The sequence below is a fragment of the Pseudoduganella sp. RAF53_2 genome (assembly GCF_052113985.1).
Taxonomy (GTDB): domain Bacteria; phylum Pseudomonadota; class Gammaproteobacteria; order Burkholderiales; family Burkholderiaceae_D; genus Rugamonas.
In genome coordinates, this window is sequence record NZ_JBFRDW010000081.1 from 1 (window position 1) to 13,432 (window position 13,432).

General features: G+C 62.4%; 11 protein-coding genes. 6 read left to right on the plus strand and 5 right to left on the minus strand.

The features are described 5' to 3' along the window. From AB4Z11_RS07375 to AB4Z11_RS07390, 4 genes are all read right to left on the minus strand, one after another. Nucleotides 1-1,334: efflux RND transporter permease subunit (locus AB4Z11_RS07375; protein ID WP_442023939.1), on the minus strand; the 1,334-nt coding region annotated here is incomplete at its 3' end. Then, complete coding sequence (locus AB4Z11_RS07380) at nucleotides 1,331-2,419, minus strand: efflux RND transporter periplasmic adaptor subunit (RefSeq protein ID WP_442023940.1); 1,089 nt, start codon at nucleotides 2,417-2,419, stop codon at nucleotides 1,331-1,333. The genes AB4Z11_RS07380 and AB4Z11_RS07375, both read right to left, overlap by 4 nt. A gap of 177 nt (nucleotides 2,420-2,596) precedes the next feature. Continuing rightward, complete coding sequence (locus tag AB4Z11_RS07385) at nucleotides 2,597-3,304, minus strand: TetR/AcrR family transcriptional regulator (RefSeq protein ID WP_442023942.1); 708 nt, start codon at nucleotides 3,302-3,304, stop codon at nucleotides 2,597-2,599. Nucleotides 3,305-3,362: 58 nt separating this feature from the next. Continuing rightward, nucleotides 3,363-4,043: a TetR/AcrR family transcriptional regulator gene (locus AB4Z11_RS07390; RefSeq protein WP_442023944.1), complete on the minus strand. Its 681-nt coding sequence runs from the start codon at nucleotides 4,041-4,043 to the stop codon at nucleotides 3,363-3,365. A gap of 129 nt (nucleotides 4,044-4,172) precedes the next feature. Here AB4Z11_RS07390 and AB4Z11_RS07395 point away from each other — a divergent pair, with 129 nt between their 5' ends. The 6 genes from AB4Z11_RS07395 (at nucleotide 4,173) to AB4Z11_RS07420 (ending at nucleotide 12,105) form a co-directional block, all read left to right on the plus strand. Beyond that, a complete protein-coding gene (locus AB4Z11_RS07395) occupies nucleotides 4,173-5,315 on the plus strand; it encodes a VOC family protein (RefSeq protein ID WP_442023946.1) in 1,143 nt (380 codons plus the stop codon). A gap of 36 nt (nucleotides 5,316-5,351) precedes the next feature. Next, complete coding sequence (locus tag AB4Z11_RS07400) at nucleotides 5,352-6,308, plus strand: fumarylacetoacetate hydrolase family protein (RefSeq protein WP_442023948.1); 957 nt, start codon at nucleotides 5,352-5,354, stop codon at nucleotides 6,306-6,308. Beyond that, nucleotides 6,305-7,336, plus strand: coding sequence for an alcohol dehydrogenase catalytic domain-containing protein (locus AB4Z11_RS07405; protein WP_442023950.1), 1,032 nt, complete (start codon nucleotides 6,305-6,307; stop codon nucleotides 7,334-7,336). Before AB4Z11_RS07400 ends, AB4Z11_RS07405 begins: the two co-directional genes overlap by 4 nt. Before the next feature lie 25 nt (nucleotides 7,337-7,361). Further along, nucleotides 7,362-9,305, plus strand: coding sequence for an acyl-CoA synthetase (locus tag AB4Z11_RS07410; protein WP_442023952.1), 1,944 nt, complete (start codon nucleotides 7,362-7,364; stop codon nucleotides 9,303-9,305). Then, complete coding sequence (locus AB4Z11_RS07415; RefSeq protein ID WP_442023954.1) at nucleotides 9,302-10,924, plus strand: bifunctional 3-(3-hydroxy-phenyl)propionate/3-hydroxycinnamic acid hydroxylase; 1,623 nt, start codon at nucleotides 9,302-9,304, stop codon at nucleotides 10,922-10,924. Before AB4Z11_RS07410 ends, AB4Z11_RS07415 begins: the two co-directional genes overlap by 4 nt. Nucleotides 10,925-11,019: 95 nt before the next feature. Then, nucleotides 11,020-12,105 carry a transporter gene (locus AB4Z11_RS07420; protein ID WP_442023956.1) on the plus strand — a complete coding sequence of 362 codons (1,086 nt, stop codon included), beginning with the start codon at nucleotides 11,020-11,022 and terminating at the stop codon, nucleotides 12,103-12,105. Nucleotides 12,106-12,258: 153 nt separating this feature from the next. Here AB4Z11_RS07420 and AB4Z11_RS07425 read toward each other — a convergent pair whose 3' ends face one another. After that, entirely contained in the window at nucleotides 12,259-13,125 is an 867-nt protein-coding gene (locus tag AB4Z11_RS07425) for a hypothetical protein (protein ID WP_442023958.1), read from the minus strand. Between the last annotated feature and the right edge of the window lie 307 nt (nucleotides 13,126-13,432).

Here is a 13,432-nt window from a genome sequence, read left to right on the forward strand (position 1 = left end):
GCAGTGATCAGGGTACCGGTCAGCATCGGGAARGCGGTTGCCGTGTAGGCATACGTCGCGGCTCGGAACTTGTCCCATCCCTGCTCCAGCTTCAGCGCCATCATCTCTACTGCGATGATGGCATCGTCCACCAGCAAGCCCAGTGCAATAATCAAGGCTCCCAGCGAAATGCGCTGCAGGTCGATCCCCAAGACGTACATCGCCAGGAAGGTCATAGCCAGCACCAGCGGGATGCACAGCGCGACAACCAGGCCCGTGCGTACACCCAGCGAAAAGAAGCTGACGGCCAGGACAATCAGCACCGCTTCGGCCAGGCTCTTCTTGAATTCGTGCACGGCATGTTCCACCACGCGCGGCTGGTCGCTCACCGCGTGCAGCTGCACGCCCACCGGCAGATGGGACTGGATACGTTGCACGGTTTGGTCCAGCTGGGCGCCGAGGTGGATCACATCGCCGCCTTTGCGCATGCTCACTGCCAGGCCGAGCGCTGGCTGGCCATTGAAGCGCATGCGCGCCACGGCCGGCTCTACAAAGCCGCGGCGGACTTCGGCAATGTCGCCCAGCCGGAAGGTGCGTTCACCGGCCCGGATGCCAATCGCCCGGATACCGTCAACTGAGTCGAACTCGCCGCTCACGGTCAGGCGCACCTGTTCGGCTGCCGTCTGGACCGTGCCTGCGGCGGCCACCGCATTGGTTTGCGCCAGCGTGGTAGCGATCAAGGCGGGATCCAGTCCCAGCGATGCCAGCTTGGCAGTGGACATCTCGACATAGATCTTTTCTTCCTGCTTGCCGATCAGCTCGACCTTGTTGACGTCCGAGACGCGCAGAAATTCGTCGCGCGCCGCGTCGGCCATCTTGCGCAGGTCCTCATAAGTGAACCCGTCGCCGGTGATGGCGTACATATTGCCGTAGGTATCGCCGAATTCGTCGTTGAAGAAGGGACCCTGCACGCCCTGCGGCAGGGTATGGTTAATGTCCTTCAGCTTCTTGCGGACCTGGTACCACACATCCGGTACTTTGGACGGAGGCACCGCTTCGCGCAGGTTGATCTTGATCTGCGTCTCGCCAGGTTTCACGTAGGTCGACATATAGTCGATCTCCGCAACCCCTTGCAGCTTGCGTTCCATCAGGTCGGTCACCTGGTCGGCCATCTGCTGGGCGGAGCTGCCGGGCCAGTAGGCCTGCACCACCATGGTCTTGATGGTGAACTCGGGATCTTCTTTCTGGCCCAGACTGCCATAGGCCAGGATGCCCGCAATCGAGAGCAGCAACAGCAGAAACGCAATCATCTGCTGGTGCTTCAACGCCCATTCGGACAGGTTAACGCCTTTCATTTACCACCTCCGGCCAGCATCACCTGCTGATCAGGCTGCAGCATGTGGACGCCGGCGGTGACGACCCTTTCCCCTCCCGCCAGGCCGGCGGTGACCAGCACATTGTCGTTCTGGGCACTGCCCAGCTTCACCTCACGCGCGGCGACGCGCTGGGTCTTGGGATTGACCACCCATACGCTGCGCTTGGCGCCACCATCGACGATGGCGGTCAAAGGCAATCGAATGGCGCTCTTGCCATCGACGTCAGGGGCCTGCACGGAAGCAGTCATGCCCAGACGTAGCAGGGATGAATCGGGCTGGGCAATCGCGATGCGGGCGGAATACGTACGGGTGACACTGTCCGTGTCGGGCGCCAGCTCACGCAGCGCCCCACTCCAGGTCTGCCCTGGATGGGCCCATACGGCCACCTGCAGCGTGCGCGCCTGGCGCAGCTCATCCACGCGCGACTCGGGAATGCTGATGGATACTTCACGTTCGCCGTCCGCAGCCACGGTGACGACCGCTTGGCCTGGAGCAACCACCTGGCCAGCTTCGGCTCGGATGGCGCTGACGACGCCGTCGCGGTCGGCCACCAGCGTGGTGTACCCGCGCTGATTGGCGCTGAACTGCTCGCGCGCCTCGGCCGAGCGCAGTTGCGCCTCGGCCTGGTCCAGTGCCAGCCGCTGATGATCGACTTCTGCCTGGGAGGCGAACTGGTGCGCCAGCAGCGTTTCAGCACGCCGCAAATCCATGCGGGCCTGCCCCATGCGGCTCTTTGCCGCATCCACTTCGGCAGCCGAGGCTGCCAGCTGCAGGCTCTCTTGCGCCGGATCGAGCTGCATCAAGGCTTGGCCACGCTTGACATGACTGCCCACTTCCACCAGCCGGGCCACGATCTTGCCGCCCGTACGGAAACCGAGCTGGCTTTCGTAGCGGGCCCGGATTTCACCGGAATACGATGCGCCCACCGTGCCATCGCTTTGGCCGACGACGATCGTCCGCACGGGACGCACTTCTTCATGGGGCGCTTCCGGCGTTTTGGCGCAGCCGGCCAACAGGCCAAGGACGCCGATGGAAATGGCAGCCTTTCGATAATTCAGGTTCACTTGAGATGTCCTCCTAAGTCAGATGGAGGAACTATAACCCATATCGACGACTTTGTCATTATGACGTACGAGTCATATTGACGATTAAATTAATTTAACAAGGACGCAACAAAGCAGGCGCCATACTGGCGCCTGCGGAAAAGAGGGCAATGTGGAAAAGAAAGTAAGAAGCGAGGCTCAGGCGCGTTCTGGCGTCTGGGCAGTGGCGCGTGCCTGGGCACGCGCTAGAAGCGAATCTGGTGCGGGGGCCAGCTTGGGGAGGGAAGCACCGGTAACCCGCTCCGCCTCGGCAACCGAAAGGCCCATAGTACGCATAATGGCCGCGACGATCTTTTCCGGATAATCTTTGGCGGTGCGGCCGCGCGCCATGCGGTCAATTGCCACCAGACCGGCGCCACCAATCAAGTCCAGCACGATTTCCAGCGGGACATTGGCCAGATCGCCCCGTTTCTGCCCTTCTTCGATATCTTCCGGCAGATACCGGAAAGCCTTGTTCTGCGCCGCCAGCACACGCAGCCCCCCAGCGGCCAAAAACCGCGCCAAAAGATTGTGCTTGCGCGCCAGGTGCAAATAGCAGCGCATGCCGGTCGCGACCCGCAGCGCCGGATCCTCAATATCGCTAACCGCCGCTTCAATCAATCCCACCATCTCGCCACTTAGTTCGTCGCTGATCGCTAGCAGCAAATCTTCGTTGGTGCGGAAATAGTTATAAAACGAGCCTTGGGATACCTCTGCCAGGGACACCACATCCGGGATGATGCTAGCGCCCACGCCTTTTTCGGCAAAAACAATCATGGCAGTTTCAATTAAGCGCGCACGCATCCGCTCGCGCCGTTCCGCAGCGACGCGGGTGCGATGGTCAGTAGTCTTAGGGGCAGCTGGCATAGTCTGATGACGAGATAGGAAACGCCGCGATCATATCAGATTGGCTTCGCACCCAAGGCTAACCTTTGAATAGCTGCGTGCGGCGCAAAATCGAATGCTCAGGCAATTCGAAGGCCGGAAGCGGCAAGGCGGCGATGCGCGCTGCCTCCTGGTCTTCCATCCCGAGCGCACGTAGCATGGCGCGTGCACTGGCATCCGCATAGTCGCCGCCAAGCTGCTCGCGCGCCATGCTGCATGCAGCGCTGACGACGACACCCACCAGCAAGTCAATGCCCATGCGCTGATCAATGTCGCCGAAGCGCCGAGTGGCGACACCCAGCGCCACGTCGCGCGATAAATACTGCACGCCCAGCAGGCTGCTGTTCGCTGCCGGGAATGGCAATCCGGCCAAAAAGTGGCCGAACAATGGAAAGCGCCGCGCCGTGCGTAGCACCAGCCTTGCGCCGCACGCAATACGCTCGGCAGGATCGCTGCATTGTTGCACCACTGGATCGATGGCACGCAGCAGATCATCATTGATCTCGCTCGCCACCGCCTCCAGCAACTCATCGTTCGTGCGGAAATAATTATAAAAGGACCCACGCGCAATTCCTGCCTGGGCAATGACATCTTCGATGACCGCCTGCGGCCCCTTCTGGGCAAACACCAGAAGTGCGCTCTCAAGGAGCTTGGCGCGCGTCTTCTCGCGCCGCTTGGCACCAACTCTGGTGCGATGGTTTGGAATGTCTTCAGTGTTCATGATCGTCTTTCGTTGTTTGGTAGATTGTATGCAAATTATAATTGACATCAAAGTCATTATGACGGTATCGTCACTATAAATGACGACTTGGCCGTATTTTCTTGATGGCCAGACAATACTGGAGACCCTATGATTCAAGCTCCCCGGGCCGCGCTCCGCACGCCGCCCGCTTATCCGGAAAGCCGCCTGCCTGCTGGCATCGACAAGCTGGCGCGTCCTGCACCGCTGCTGAAGGCCCAGTCGCTGGCGTTCCTGATGTTTGAAAAACCGGACCTGGACGCCTGCGAAACGTTCCTGACCGACTTTGGCATGCAGCGTGTCACGTGCGATAACGGGCGCCTGCTGATGCGCGGGCATGGCAGCGCCCCCTGCATCTACCTGGCAAAACGCGGCAACAAGGCGCGCTATCTCGGCGCCGCATTTACCGTGGACGGCGAAGCGCAACTGCAAAAAGTGCAAGCGCTGGACGGCGCGCGCCGCCTTGCCGCATCGGAGATTCCAGGAGGCGGCAGCGGCTTCGAGTTAATCGACCCGGCCGGCAACGTGCTGTGGCTCATCACCGGTCAGCGACCACTGGCGGCGCTGCCCTTGCGCGCACCACTGCATCCGCAAACCAACTGCTACAGCGAGACGCGACGCGTGAACGCCACCATCCGGCTGCCCGTGGAGCCGGCTGCGGTGGCCAAGCTGGGCCACGTGGTCCTGCAAACGGTGGACTTTGGCGCCATGGCGGACTGGTACATGCGCCACCTCGGCCTGATCCCCACCGACGTACAGTACCTGGCCGACGGTTCGCCCAACCTTGCCTTTTTCCGTCTGGATCTGGGCGATACCCCGGCCGATCACCACAGCTTCGTGCTGGCTGGCGGTATCGAGGAAAAGTATGAACACAGCGCCTACGAGGTCATCGACCTGGATGCGCTCGGCCAGGGGCATAACGTGCTGCGTGCCAACGGCCACAAGCATATGTGGGGCATCGGCCGCCATATTCTGGGCAGCCAGCTGTTTGACTACTGGTACGACCCCGACGGCATGGAATTCGAGCATTACACCGATGGCGACGTGTTCACCGCCGGCCACGAAACCCACTACGTGCCCCTGGAATTGTCCGGCATCTGGGCCTGGGGCGATGACGTGCCGCCATCCATGGGCGTCAAGCGCGACCTGGGCACCGTGCTCAAGGTATTGCGGCTCCTGTGGCAGGGACGCATCAAACTGTCGCGCTTAAAACTGCTGGGCAGCGCCATGGCCAACGCCCGGCCGTGGCTGTAAGCAGCTCTTCCATCGCGCAATCAACAAGGAGTAAACATGGCAGTCCAAGTCGTCCACTATGCCCTGGACGGGACCCCGGCATGGGGTGTCGTGCACGGTCGCCGCATCGCGCCGTTGTCGCGATCCTTTGCCAGCACCGCCGACCTGGTCGGCGCAGGCCTCGACGAGGCGTGGGCCAGCGTGCCGGCCCAAGCGACGCTCGCGCTTGACGCGGTGACCCTGCTGTCGCCGGTGACCAGCGACCGGCAGTTCATTTGCCAGGGCATTAACTACGCCAGCCACGTGCGTGAATYGGGCATGGATCCTGACAAGATTCCCTTCAATACCCTGTTTACCAAAGCGCCGTCCAGCCTGGCCTCGTCTCAGGCCGAGGTGGTGCGTCCGGCCCATGTGCGTCTTCTGGATTATGAGGTGGAGCTTGGGCTGGTGATGCGCCGCGCAATGACCGGACCCGTCACGGTGGAACCGCATGCGCTGCACGAGTGGCTGGCCGGCGTGACCATCGTGAATGACATATCGGCGCGCGACGTGCAACTGCCGCAGGTGCAGTTCTACAAGGGTAAGAGCTACCGCACCTTCGGCCCCACGGGGCCCTTCCTGCTGCTGCTGTCCCCCGCCGAATGGCGCCGTTGGCCGGACCTGCACATGCGCCTGCAGGTCAATGGCCAGCCGCGCCAGGACGCCTACTGTGGCGACATGATCTTTCAGCCGCACAAGACACTGACTGAATTGTCGGCGCTGCACGATGTGCAAGCAGGCGACCTGATTGCAACTGGCACACCCGCAGGATGCGCCGCCCGCGCGCCGGGCAAGTTTGCCATGTGGATGATGCGCCGCGTGCTCTCTGATTCCACCAAATGGCGCCTGTTCATCCAGAAGGGTTTGTCCAATCCGGCGTATCTGCAGCCGGGTGATGTCATTACGGCTTCCATTCGCACGGACGATGGCGCGCTCGACTTGGGAGAGCAGCGCAACAAGGTAGTCGCGCCATGAAGGGGCCGTGTCTGGCTGCGGCCCTCACCAGCTTTGGTGGTGCAGAGAATATCGTGCTGCGCGAGATCGCGATGCCCCAGCCGAAGCGCGGGCAGATTGTGGTCCAGGTACATGCGGCCTCCGTCAATCCAATCGACATACGACGCCGCGCCGGCTATGGGCGCCGCATGATGTCGCTCATCGGCGCGGCACAGATGCCACTGGCGCTGGGCAATGATTTCGCTGGCATCGTCTGCGCCGTGGGCCCCGATGTGACGGCGTTGCGCGAGGGCGACAAGGTGTATGGCGTCAAGCCACCCTCCAGCCAGGGCACCCACGCCACGCATGTCGTCATCGACGCCCGTCACGCGCTGCTGCAACCAGCCGGTATGAGCCCCATGCAGCTGGCCGTGCTGCCCTATAACTTCCTGACCGTCATGCGCGCCTTTGCCGGCGTCGGCATTGACCGCGGCACCATCGAGGGCCGGCGCGTACTTGTGCATGGCGCCTCCGGCGGGCTGGGCTTGATCGCCCTGCGCCTGTTGCATGCCATGGGCGCGCAAGTCACTGCCGTGGCCAGCGCTGGCAATCGCCACGCTTGCGTCGAAGCCGGAGCGGCCAGCGTCATCGACCGCCACGCGGTGCCGCTGCGCTCTTTGCCAAAAGAGTATGCCGCCACGCTGAACTTTGCCAGCTGGGAAGACGACGTCAACCTCTTGCGCCTTCTGACGCCCGGCGCGCTCGGCCATGCCACGACGGTTCATCCGCTGCTTGGCCAGGTGGATGTGAACGGCCTGGTTGGCGGCCTGGCGCGCGCCTGGTGGATCAAACGGCGCGTCGGCGCCCACCGGCCGCACGGCACCCGCTACGCGTGGACCGTGTTCGGGCCGGACCGCGAGGCCTTGGCAGCCCTGGCCGACTATGCGCCGCTGTTGGCCCTGCCGGTGGCGCTGGGGACCTACGCGCTGCAAGAAGCGGCGCAGGCGCACCGCCATGTCGAGCAGCACTACCAGGGACGTGCCGTCTTGCTACCCCATTGGGACAGCTAAGCACTTAAAACAAGGAGGAGAACAAATGTCCAACAATAATATCCAATTCAACACACCGGCGCCGGCAGCCATACATAGCCGGGCCGGCATCTCGGCGCTGGAAAAAAGTCCGTGGCGCGATCATGTCTCCGCCTTCACGACTTACGACGTTTTACGCCGGGCTGCGAGGCTGCACCCGCACAACACCGCGCTGCGCTTCCTTCTGCGCGGCGACGCGGACGCGCCTGCGTTCACGCTAAATTACGAGAGCCTGTTCGCCCGCGTGACGCAAGCCGCTAATGCATTTCACCGCGTCGGCATCACGCCGGGCAAGGCGGTGGCCCTACTGCTGCCGAATTTGCCCGAAACCCACGCAGCCCTGTGGGGCGCCCAGGCGGCCGGCATTGCCAGTCCAATCAATCCGATGCTCGAAGTCGAGCACATTGCCGCCATCATCAATGAGACCCGGGCTGAAGCACTGGTGACGCTGGCGCCATTGCCCGACAACGATGTCTGGCAAAAGGCAATGGCAGTCATCGACCGCTGCCCCACCATTCGTACCGTCTTCATGGTGGACATGGACCCATATGTTGACGCAGCACAGCGCCATGCATTGCAGGCCATGCGCGTCGCGGCGCCATTGCCAAAGCGCCTCGGCCTCCTGTTCATGCCCTTCGGCGCGGCGCTGGCGCAGGAGCCGGCCGATCATCTGGCCTCCGGCCGCGCGATTCAACCCGAGGACGTCTGCGCCTATTTTCACACGGGCGGCACCACGGGCTTGCCCAAGGTCGCCCTGCACACCCATCAGAACGAATGCTTTGTCGCCGCCATGCTGCCCTTGCTCCAGCCGGAGCATCATGTCGTGCTGTGCGGCCTGCCGCTCTTCCATGTCAACGGCGCCATCGTCACCGGCCTGGCGGCATTTAGCGCCGGCTGGGAAGTCGTATTGCTCACGCCGCAGGGCTACCGCGGCGCCGGCGTCCTGCCCAATTTCTGGCAGCTGGTGGAACGCTTCGGCGCGACCAGCTTCAGCGCCGTCCCCACCATCTTTGCCGCGCTCGCGAATCTCCCACTGGATGGCGCCAATATCGCTTCGCTGCGTGTCGCGTTCTGCGGTGCCGCGCCTTTGCCACCCGCAGTGGCGCGGCGCTTCGAGGAAGTCGCCGGCATTCCGCTGTGCGAAGGCTATGGCCTGACCGAAGCAGCCTGCATCTCGACGGTCCATCCAGCCGGCATCCCGCGCCGTCCGGGCAGCGTTGGCTTGCGGCTTCCCTTCCAGTCGCTGCAGCCCTGGAAGCTGGACAGCGCCGGTCGCGCCATCGAGCCGTGCATCATTGGCGAAGTAGGCGTCATAGGCCTGCAGGGCCCCAATGTCTTCCCCGGCTACCTGCAGGAGCGCGATAACCAGGGCATCTGGCTGGCGCCCGGTTGGCTCAGCACGGGCGACCTTGGCTACCTCGACGCGGACGGCTTCCTGCACCTGACCGGCCGTGCCAAGGACTTGATTATCCGCGGTGGCCACAACATCGATCCAGCCATGATCGAAGATGCCCTGCTACGTCACCCCGCCATTGCCATGGCGGCCGCAGTGGGACAACCCGATCTCCACGCAGGCGAACTGCCAGTGGTTTTTGTCACGCTGAAACCGGGTGCGGCGGCCGATGCCCACCAACTGCTTGCGGATGCGCGCGAGCTGGAGCCGGAGCGCGCCGCCGCGCCGGCACGCGTCATTATCCTGCCGCACATGACGCTGACCGCCATCGGCAAGGTTGCCAAGTCCGAGCTGCGCCTGCAGGCCGCCAGGCTCGTGTTCAACGAGGTGCTCACTGAGCATGGCATCGCGGGCGAGTTGGACGTGACCGCGACGCCCGACCGCGGTGCGGTTGTGCTGTTGCGCTGCGCGCAGGACGACATCGCTCGCGCAGGTGCCCTCCTGGCACGCTTCCCTTACGTCATCGAGGTGCAGCCCACACTGGGAGAACGACCATGAATCCAGCCATTCCTGCTTCGGTCGACGTCCTGGTGGCCGGCATGGGACCGGTCGGCGCAACCGCTGCCAACCTGTTGGGCCGCTACGGACTACGCACCCTGGTCATCGACAAAGCGCAAGACATCTTCCTGGCGCCACGCGCCATCGTGCTCGACAACGAGGCCTTACGCATCCTGCAAATGGCCGGCCTGGAGGAAGGTGCGTTCGCGACCTGCGCCATTTCGGAAGTGCAAATGCATTCACCGGTGTTCGGCTACTATGCGCGCGCCAATACCGCCGGCCACACCGATGGCCACCCGCGACTCGTCACGTTCTACCAGCCGGAATTGGAGCGGGTACTGCGGGCGCGTCTCGCGCAGTACGCCTGTGTCCAGACATCGCTCGGCACCGAACTGGTGGACTTCTCCCAGGACGCCAATGGCGTCCGTGCCACCCTGCGCCAGCCAGATGGACAGCTGGCAACGGTGCACGCCAAGTTTCTGCTGGGCGTGGACGGCGCCAACTCGTTTGTGCGCAAGCATGCGGGCCTGGGCTTCGAAGGCAAGACGTTCACCCAGGACTGGCTGGTGGTGGACACCATCAACGCACCCAAACCCATCAGCCACATCGAATTCACCTGCGATCCGCGCCGTCCTTCACCGCATATGCCGGCACCGGGCAATCGCCAGCGCTGGGAATTCATGCTGCACCCAGGTGAAACCCGCGAACAGATGGAACATCCTGATACCATCCGCGCCCTGCTTTCCCCTTGGTGCGATACCAGCGAGTGCACCATCGAACGCACTGCCGTGTACCGCTTCCATGCACGCATGGTGGACTGCTTTTCCAAGGGGCGCGTGTTCCTGGCCGGCGATGCGGCGCACATTACGCCGCCCTTCGTCGGGCAGGGCCTGGTAGCTGGCCTGCGCGACGTCGCCAACCTGTGCTGGAAGCTGGCCTGGGTGGTACAAGAGCGCGCGCCCCAGTCCATTCTGGCGACCTATGACATCGAACGCAGGCCGCACGCCCGCTCGATTATCAACATGGCGCGCATGATGGGAGCTCTCGTCATGCCGCGTAACCGCATCACTGCGCTCGTGGTGCATGGCTTCATGCGCCTGATGCATCGCATACCGGTAACGCGCCCCGTATTCGAAGACTTAAAGATCAAGCCAGCCAATCGCTTCCCCTGCGGCTTGTTCCAGCGCGGCAGCAGCCGCGCGCGGCTGGTACGCGGTGGCCAGCTGCCTCAGGGTCTGGTAAGGCTGGCACCGGGAGCACCGTGCTCCCTCAGTGACGATTGCCTGGGCGATGCGCTGACCTTGATTGGCTTTGGTTGCGATCCCGCTGCGGAACTGAGCCTGCCTTTGCGGGTAGCCTGGCATGGCGCGGGCGGCAGGAGCATCACGCTGCTCCACCGGGGCCAAACCGGGCTGCGGGCCGACGCCTGGGAAGACATGACCGATGCGCTGGTTCCCGGTGCGGCGCCCGTTGGCTGGGTGGCTGTGGTCCGTCCTGACCGCACGGTGCTGCATGACGGCCCGCTGGGGGAAGTTGAAGCCATCGTGCGCGAATCGCTCGCACTGATGGGATGCACCAGTCCAATGATCTCGAGTGTCTCGTCTCCGGTGCCYACTTAGAACCACCGGAGATTCCTTTGCCTGCCGTCGCGGGGCGGCAGTTTTTTTTCTTCCGCAGTCCTGCAACACAAGTTCAATCACATAAGGAGACTTGCATGACCATGATGAAAAAAGTCGCCGGCGGCGCCATGCTGGCAGCCAGCTTCGCCAGCGCACACGCCGCCGAGGGCTTTGAGCCGCGTTACAACCTGGCGGGAAGCCTGGCAGGCGAAATTTTCTCTCCGCCAGACCAGACAGGATGGGCCATCGGCACGGCGGTAACACGGGTGCCGGTGCGCCACGTGACGGGTGACGACGGCAAAGACCTGACCTTGCCGGTACCGGGCGGCACGCTATCCGTACCCGGCCTGCCCAGCGCACTGCAACCGTCCTACGGTCCGGGCAAGACGACGGTGTATGGCAATGGTTCCATGACGCGTACCGATGTCGCCCTTGGCTACATCACCACGGAGCAGTACAGCGGAGGGCGTTTCCTCTTTGTGCTCGATCTCCCCTACATTCGCAAGGACCAGCACATCGGCGTGAGCGGCGCCACGCCAGCGCTGTCCTGGCCCGGTCCAATGCCCGCCGAAGTCCAGGCTGGCGTGGGGGGCCAATTTCAGACGCAGTACCAGAATGCGTTGGCGGCACAGGGAGCAGCGTCCACCGGCATCATCCACGGCTTGGGCGACGCCGAGATGATGGCCGGCTGGCAGTACGTCGGCGAGAAATGGCGCGTCCTGGGTGGCGCCTCGCTCATTCTGCCGACCGGCAAATACCACGATGATCCGCAACCGGACGCAGGAACCGGCAACTTCCGCACCTTGCGTCCCGCCATGCAGGTCGCCTATTTGCCGACCTCGAGTATCGCGCTCGGCGCCAAGGTCTCACTCGGCCTCAATACAAGAAACCGCGACAACCAGCTCCGCAGCGGCAACTGGTTTGGCGTTGAGCTCGCGGCCGGCTATATGACGCCGATTGGCGTGGTGGGCGTCCATGCGCTACGTGTGCAGCAGTACCAAGACGACGAGAACAATCCCTTTGGAGCCAGCCGATTCCGCTCCACGAATGCTGGCGCCTTCTTCACGACCAAGGTGCCCGTCGTCGATGCCATCTTGACACTTCAATACATCGACACCACCGCGTCGCGCAACGCCAAGCATGGCAGTTTTTATCAGCTGCGCCTGATCAAACTGCTGTAAGCGGCTTATCCGCCTGCGTTGCTTCGGAACGTCGCCGTGTCGGCGATATGGGTGGCCGGGCCAGGCGCGCTGCGATAGCCGCCTGCTGTCCGAGCCGAAACTTCATTGACTTGTCCGTCGCAATGTTGGGGGTGGTCCTATCTTAGGAGCCAATCATAGCGGCCGCCTGGTCAGCTCCGAATTATTCGTCTGCGCCACCATCCATGAGTCTGACTGGCCACTACTGACCAAGCGTACGTGCGGGGAACGGTTCGATTCTTGCGCCGCGGCTTGACGCTTGGTGGAGACCGCCAGCTTGACTTGGGCAACAACCTCGTCCAGGCTATGGTGAAGCGTGTTCAGCTCAGCCAGCACACGGCGCTGGTTTTGCGCCTGCCCATCTTGGGGTGCTGCTGCGACGGAGCCTTCGCCAGACTGATCGCGCTGCGAACTCACGGCCATCCACACGGTCACTCCGAACACCAAGACCAGCAACACAGCGGCAACCACGACCAGCAGGGTAGTCCGCCGGGATCCACCGGCGCTACTGGTGGCACCGCTGGCAAATTCGTTCAGCGCGTCCAGCCGCGCCTGCTCCAGGTCATTCTCTAGAACGCGGTAATGTTCTTCGAAAAGGATGATTGCCGAGCTTGGATCATTTGGCCTGAGTGCGCGTGTCATACGCGCCTGCATGGCTGGCCTGTACCAGAGATCGAATTCCTCCTTCAGGCGATTCGCCAGTGCGTCCTGGCCAGGCTCTGCACTTAACGATTGCAACTGCTCGCTAATGCGCTTCGCCTTTTCGGCCAATGCTTCCAGTCCGTTGTCTTCACCACCCTGCGCGTCCAGCAAGCCGTCACTCAAATTGTCCACTTCTTGCGCGAGCGCGGTTAGCTTGCTGAGTACCGTGTAGTTGGTGCCCAGCGAGGTGTGCAACTTGCTGATTGTGCCAAGATCGACATACACCATCCCTGCCAAGCCGATGCCAAACAAGATGACCGCCATCACCGGCATCAGCCATACATTTCGCTTTGTGTTCATAATAGTATTCTTCACTGCAACCGTACCGTCTTGGCACGATTTCATAATGATTGTATCATCATCCTGACATCTATGTCAATACAAATAACTTGCAAATACAGAACGAGAGCTGACGCAATACACAATGACATTTGCGTCATTATGATTTAGTATCCGCAGACTCAGCTTGTTCCACTGCCGTGTTATGTCCAGACCTATTCATACTCCGCGTCTAAATGCAAATGCCATTGCCGGCGCGACCTGCGTGCTTGTTATGCTTTACTTTGGACGCGATGTCCTTCAGCCCATCGCACTTGCCGTCATACTG

Bases quoted from the DNA above. Each gene is read 5' to 3' on its own strand.
- AB4Z11_RS07385 (WP_442023942.1), bottom strand. From the start codon at position 3,304: ATGCCAGCTGCCCCTAAGACTACTGACCATCGCACCCGCGTCGCTGCG.
- AB4Z11_RS07420 (WP_442023956.1), top strand. From the start codon at position 11,020: ATGACCATGATGAAAAAAGTCGCCGGCGGCGCCATGCTGGCAGCCAGC.
- AB4Z11_RS07410 (WP_442023952.1), top strand. From the start codon at position 7,362: ATGTCCAACAATAATATCCAATTCAACACACCGGCGCCGGCAGCCATA.
- AB4Z11_RS07390 (WP_442023944.1), bottom strand. From the start codon at position 4,043: ATGAACACTGAAGACATTCCAAACCATCGCACCAGAGTTGGTGCCAAG.
- AB4Z11_RS07395 (WP_442023946.1), top strand. From the start codon at position 4,173: ATGATTCAAGCTCCCCGGGCCGCGCTCCGCACGCCGCCCGCTTATCCG.
- AB4Z11_RS07425 (WP_442023958.1), bottom strand. From the start codon at position 13,125: ATGAACACAAAGCGAAATGTATGGCTGATGCCGGTGATGGCGGTCATC.
- AB4Z11_RS07405 (WP_442023950.1), top strand. From the start codon at position 6,305: ATGAAGGGGCCGTGTCTGGCTGCGGCCCTCACCAGCTTTGGTGGTGCA.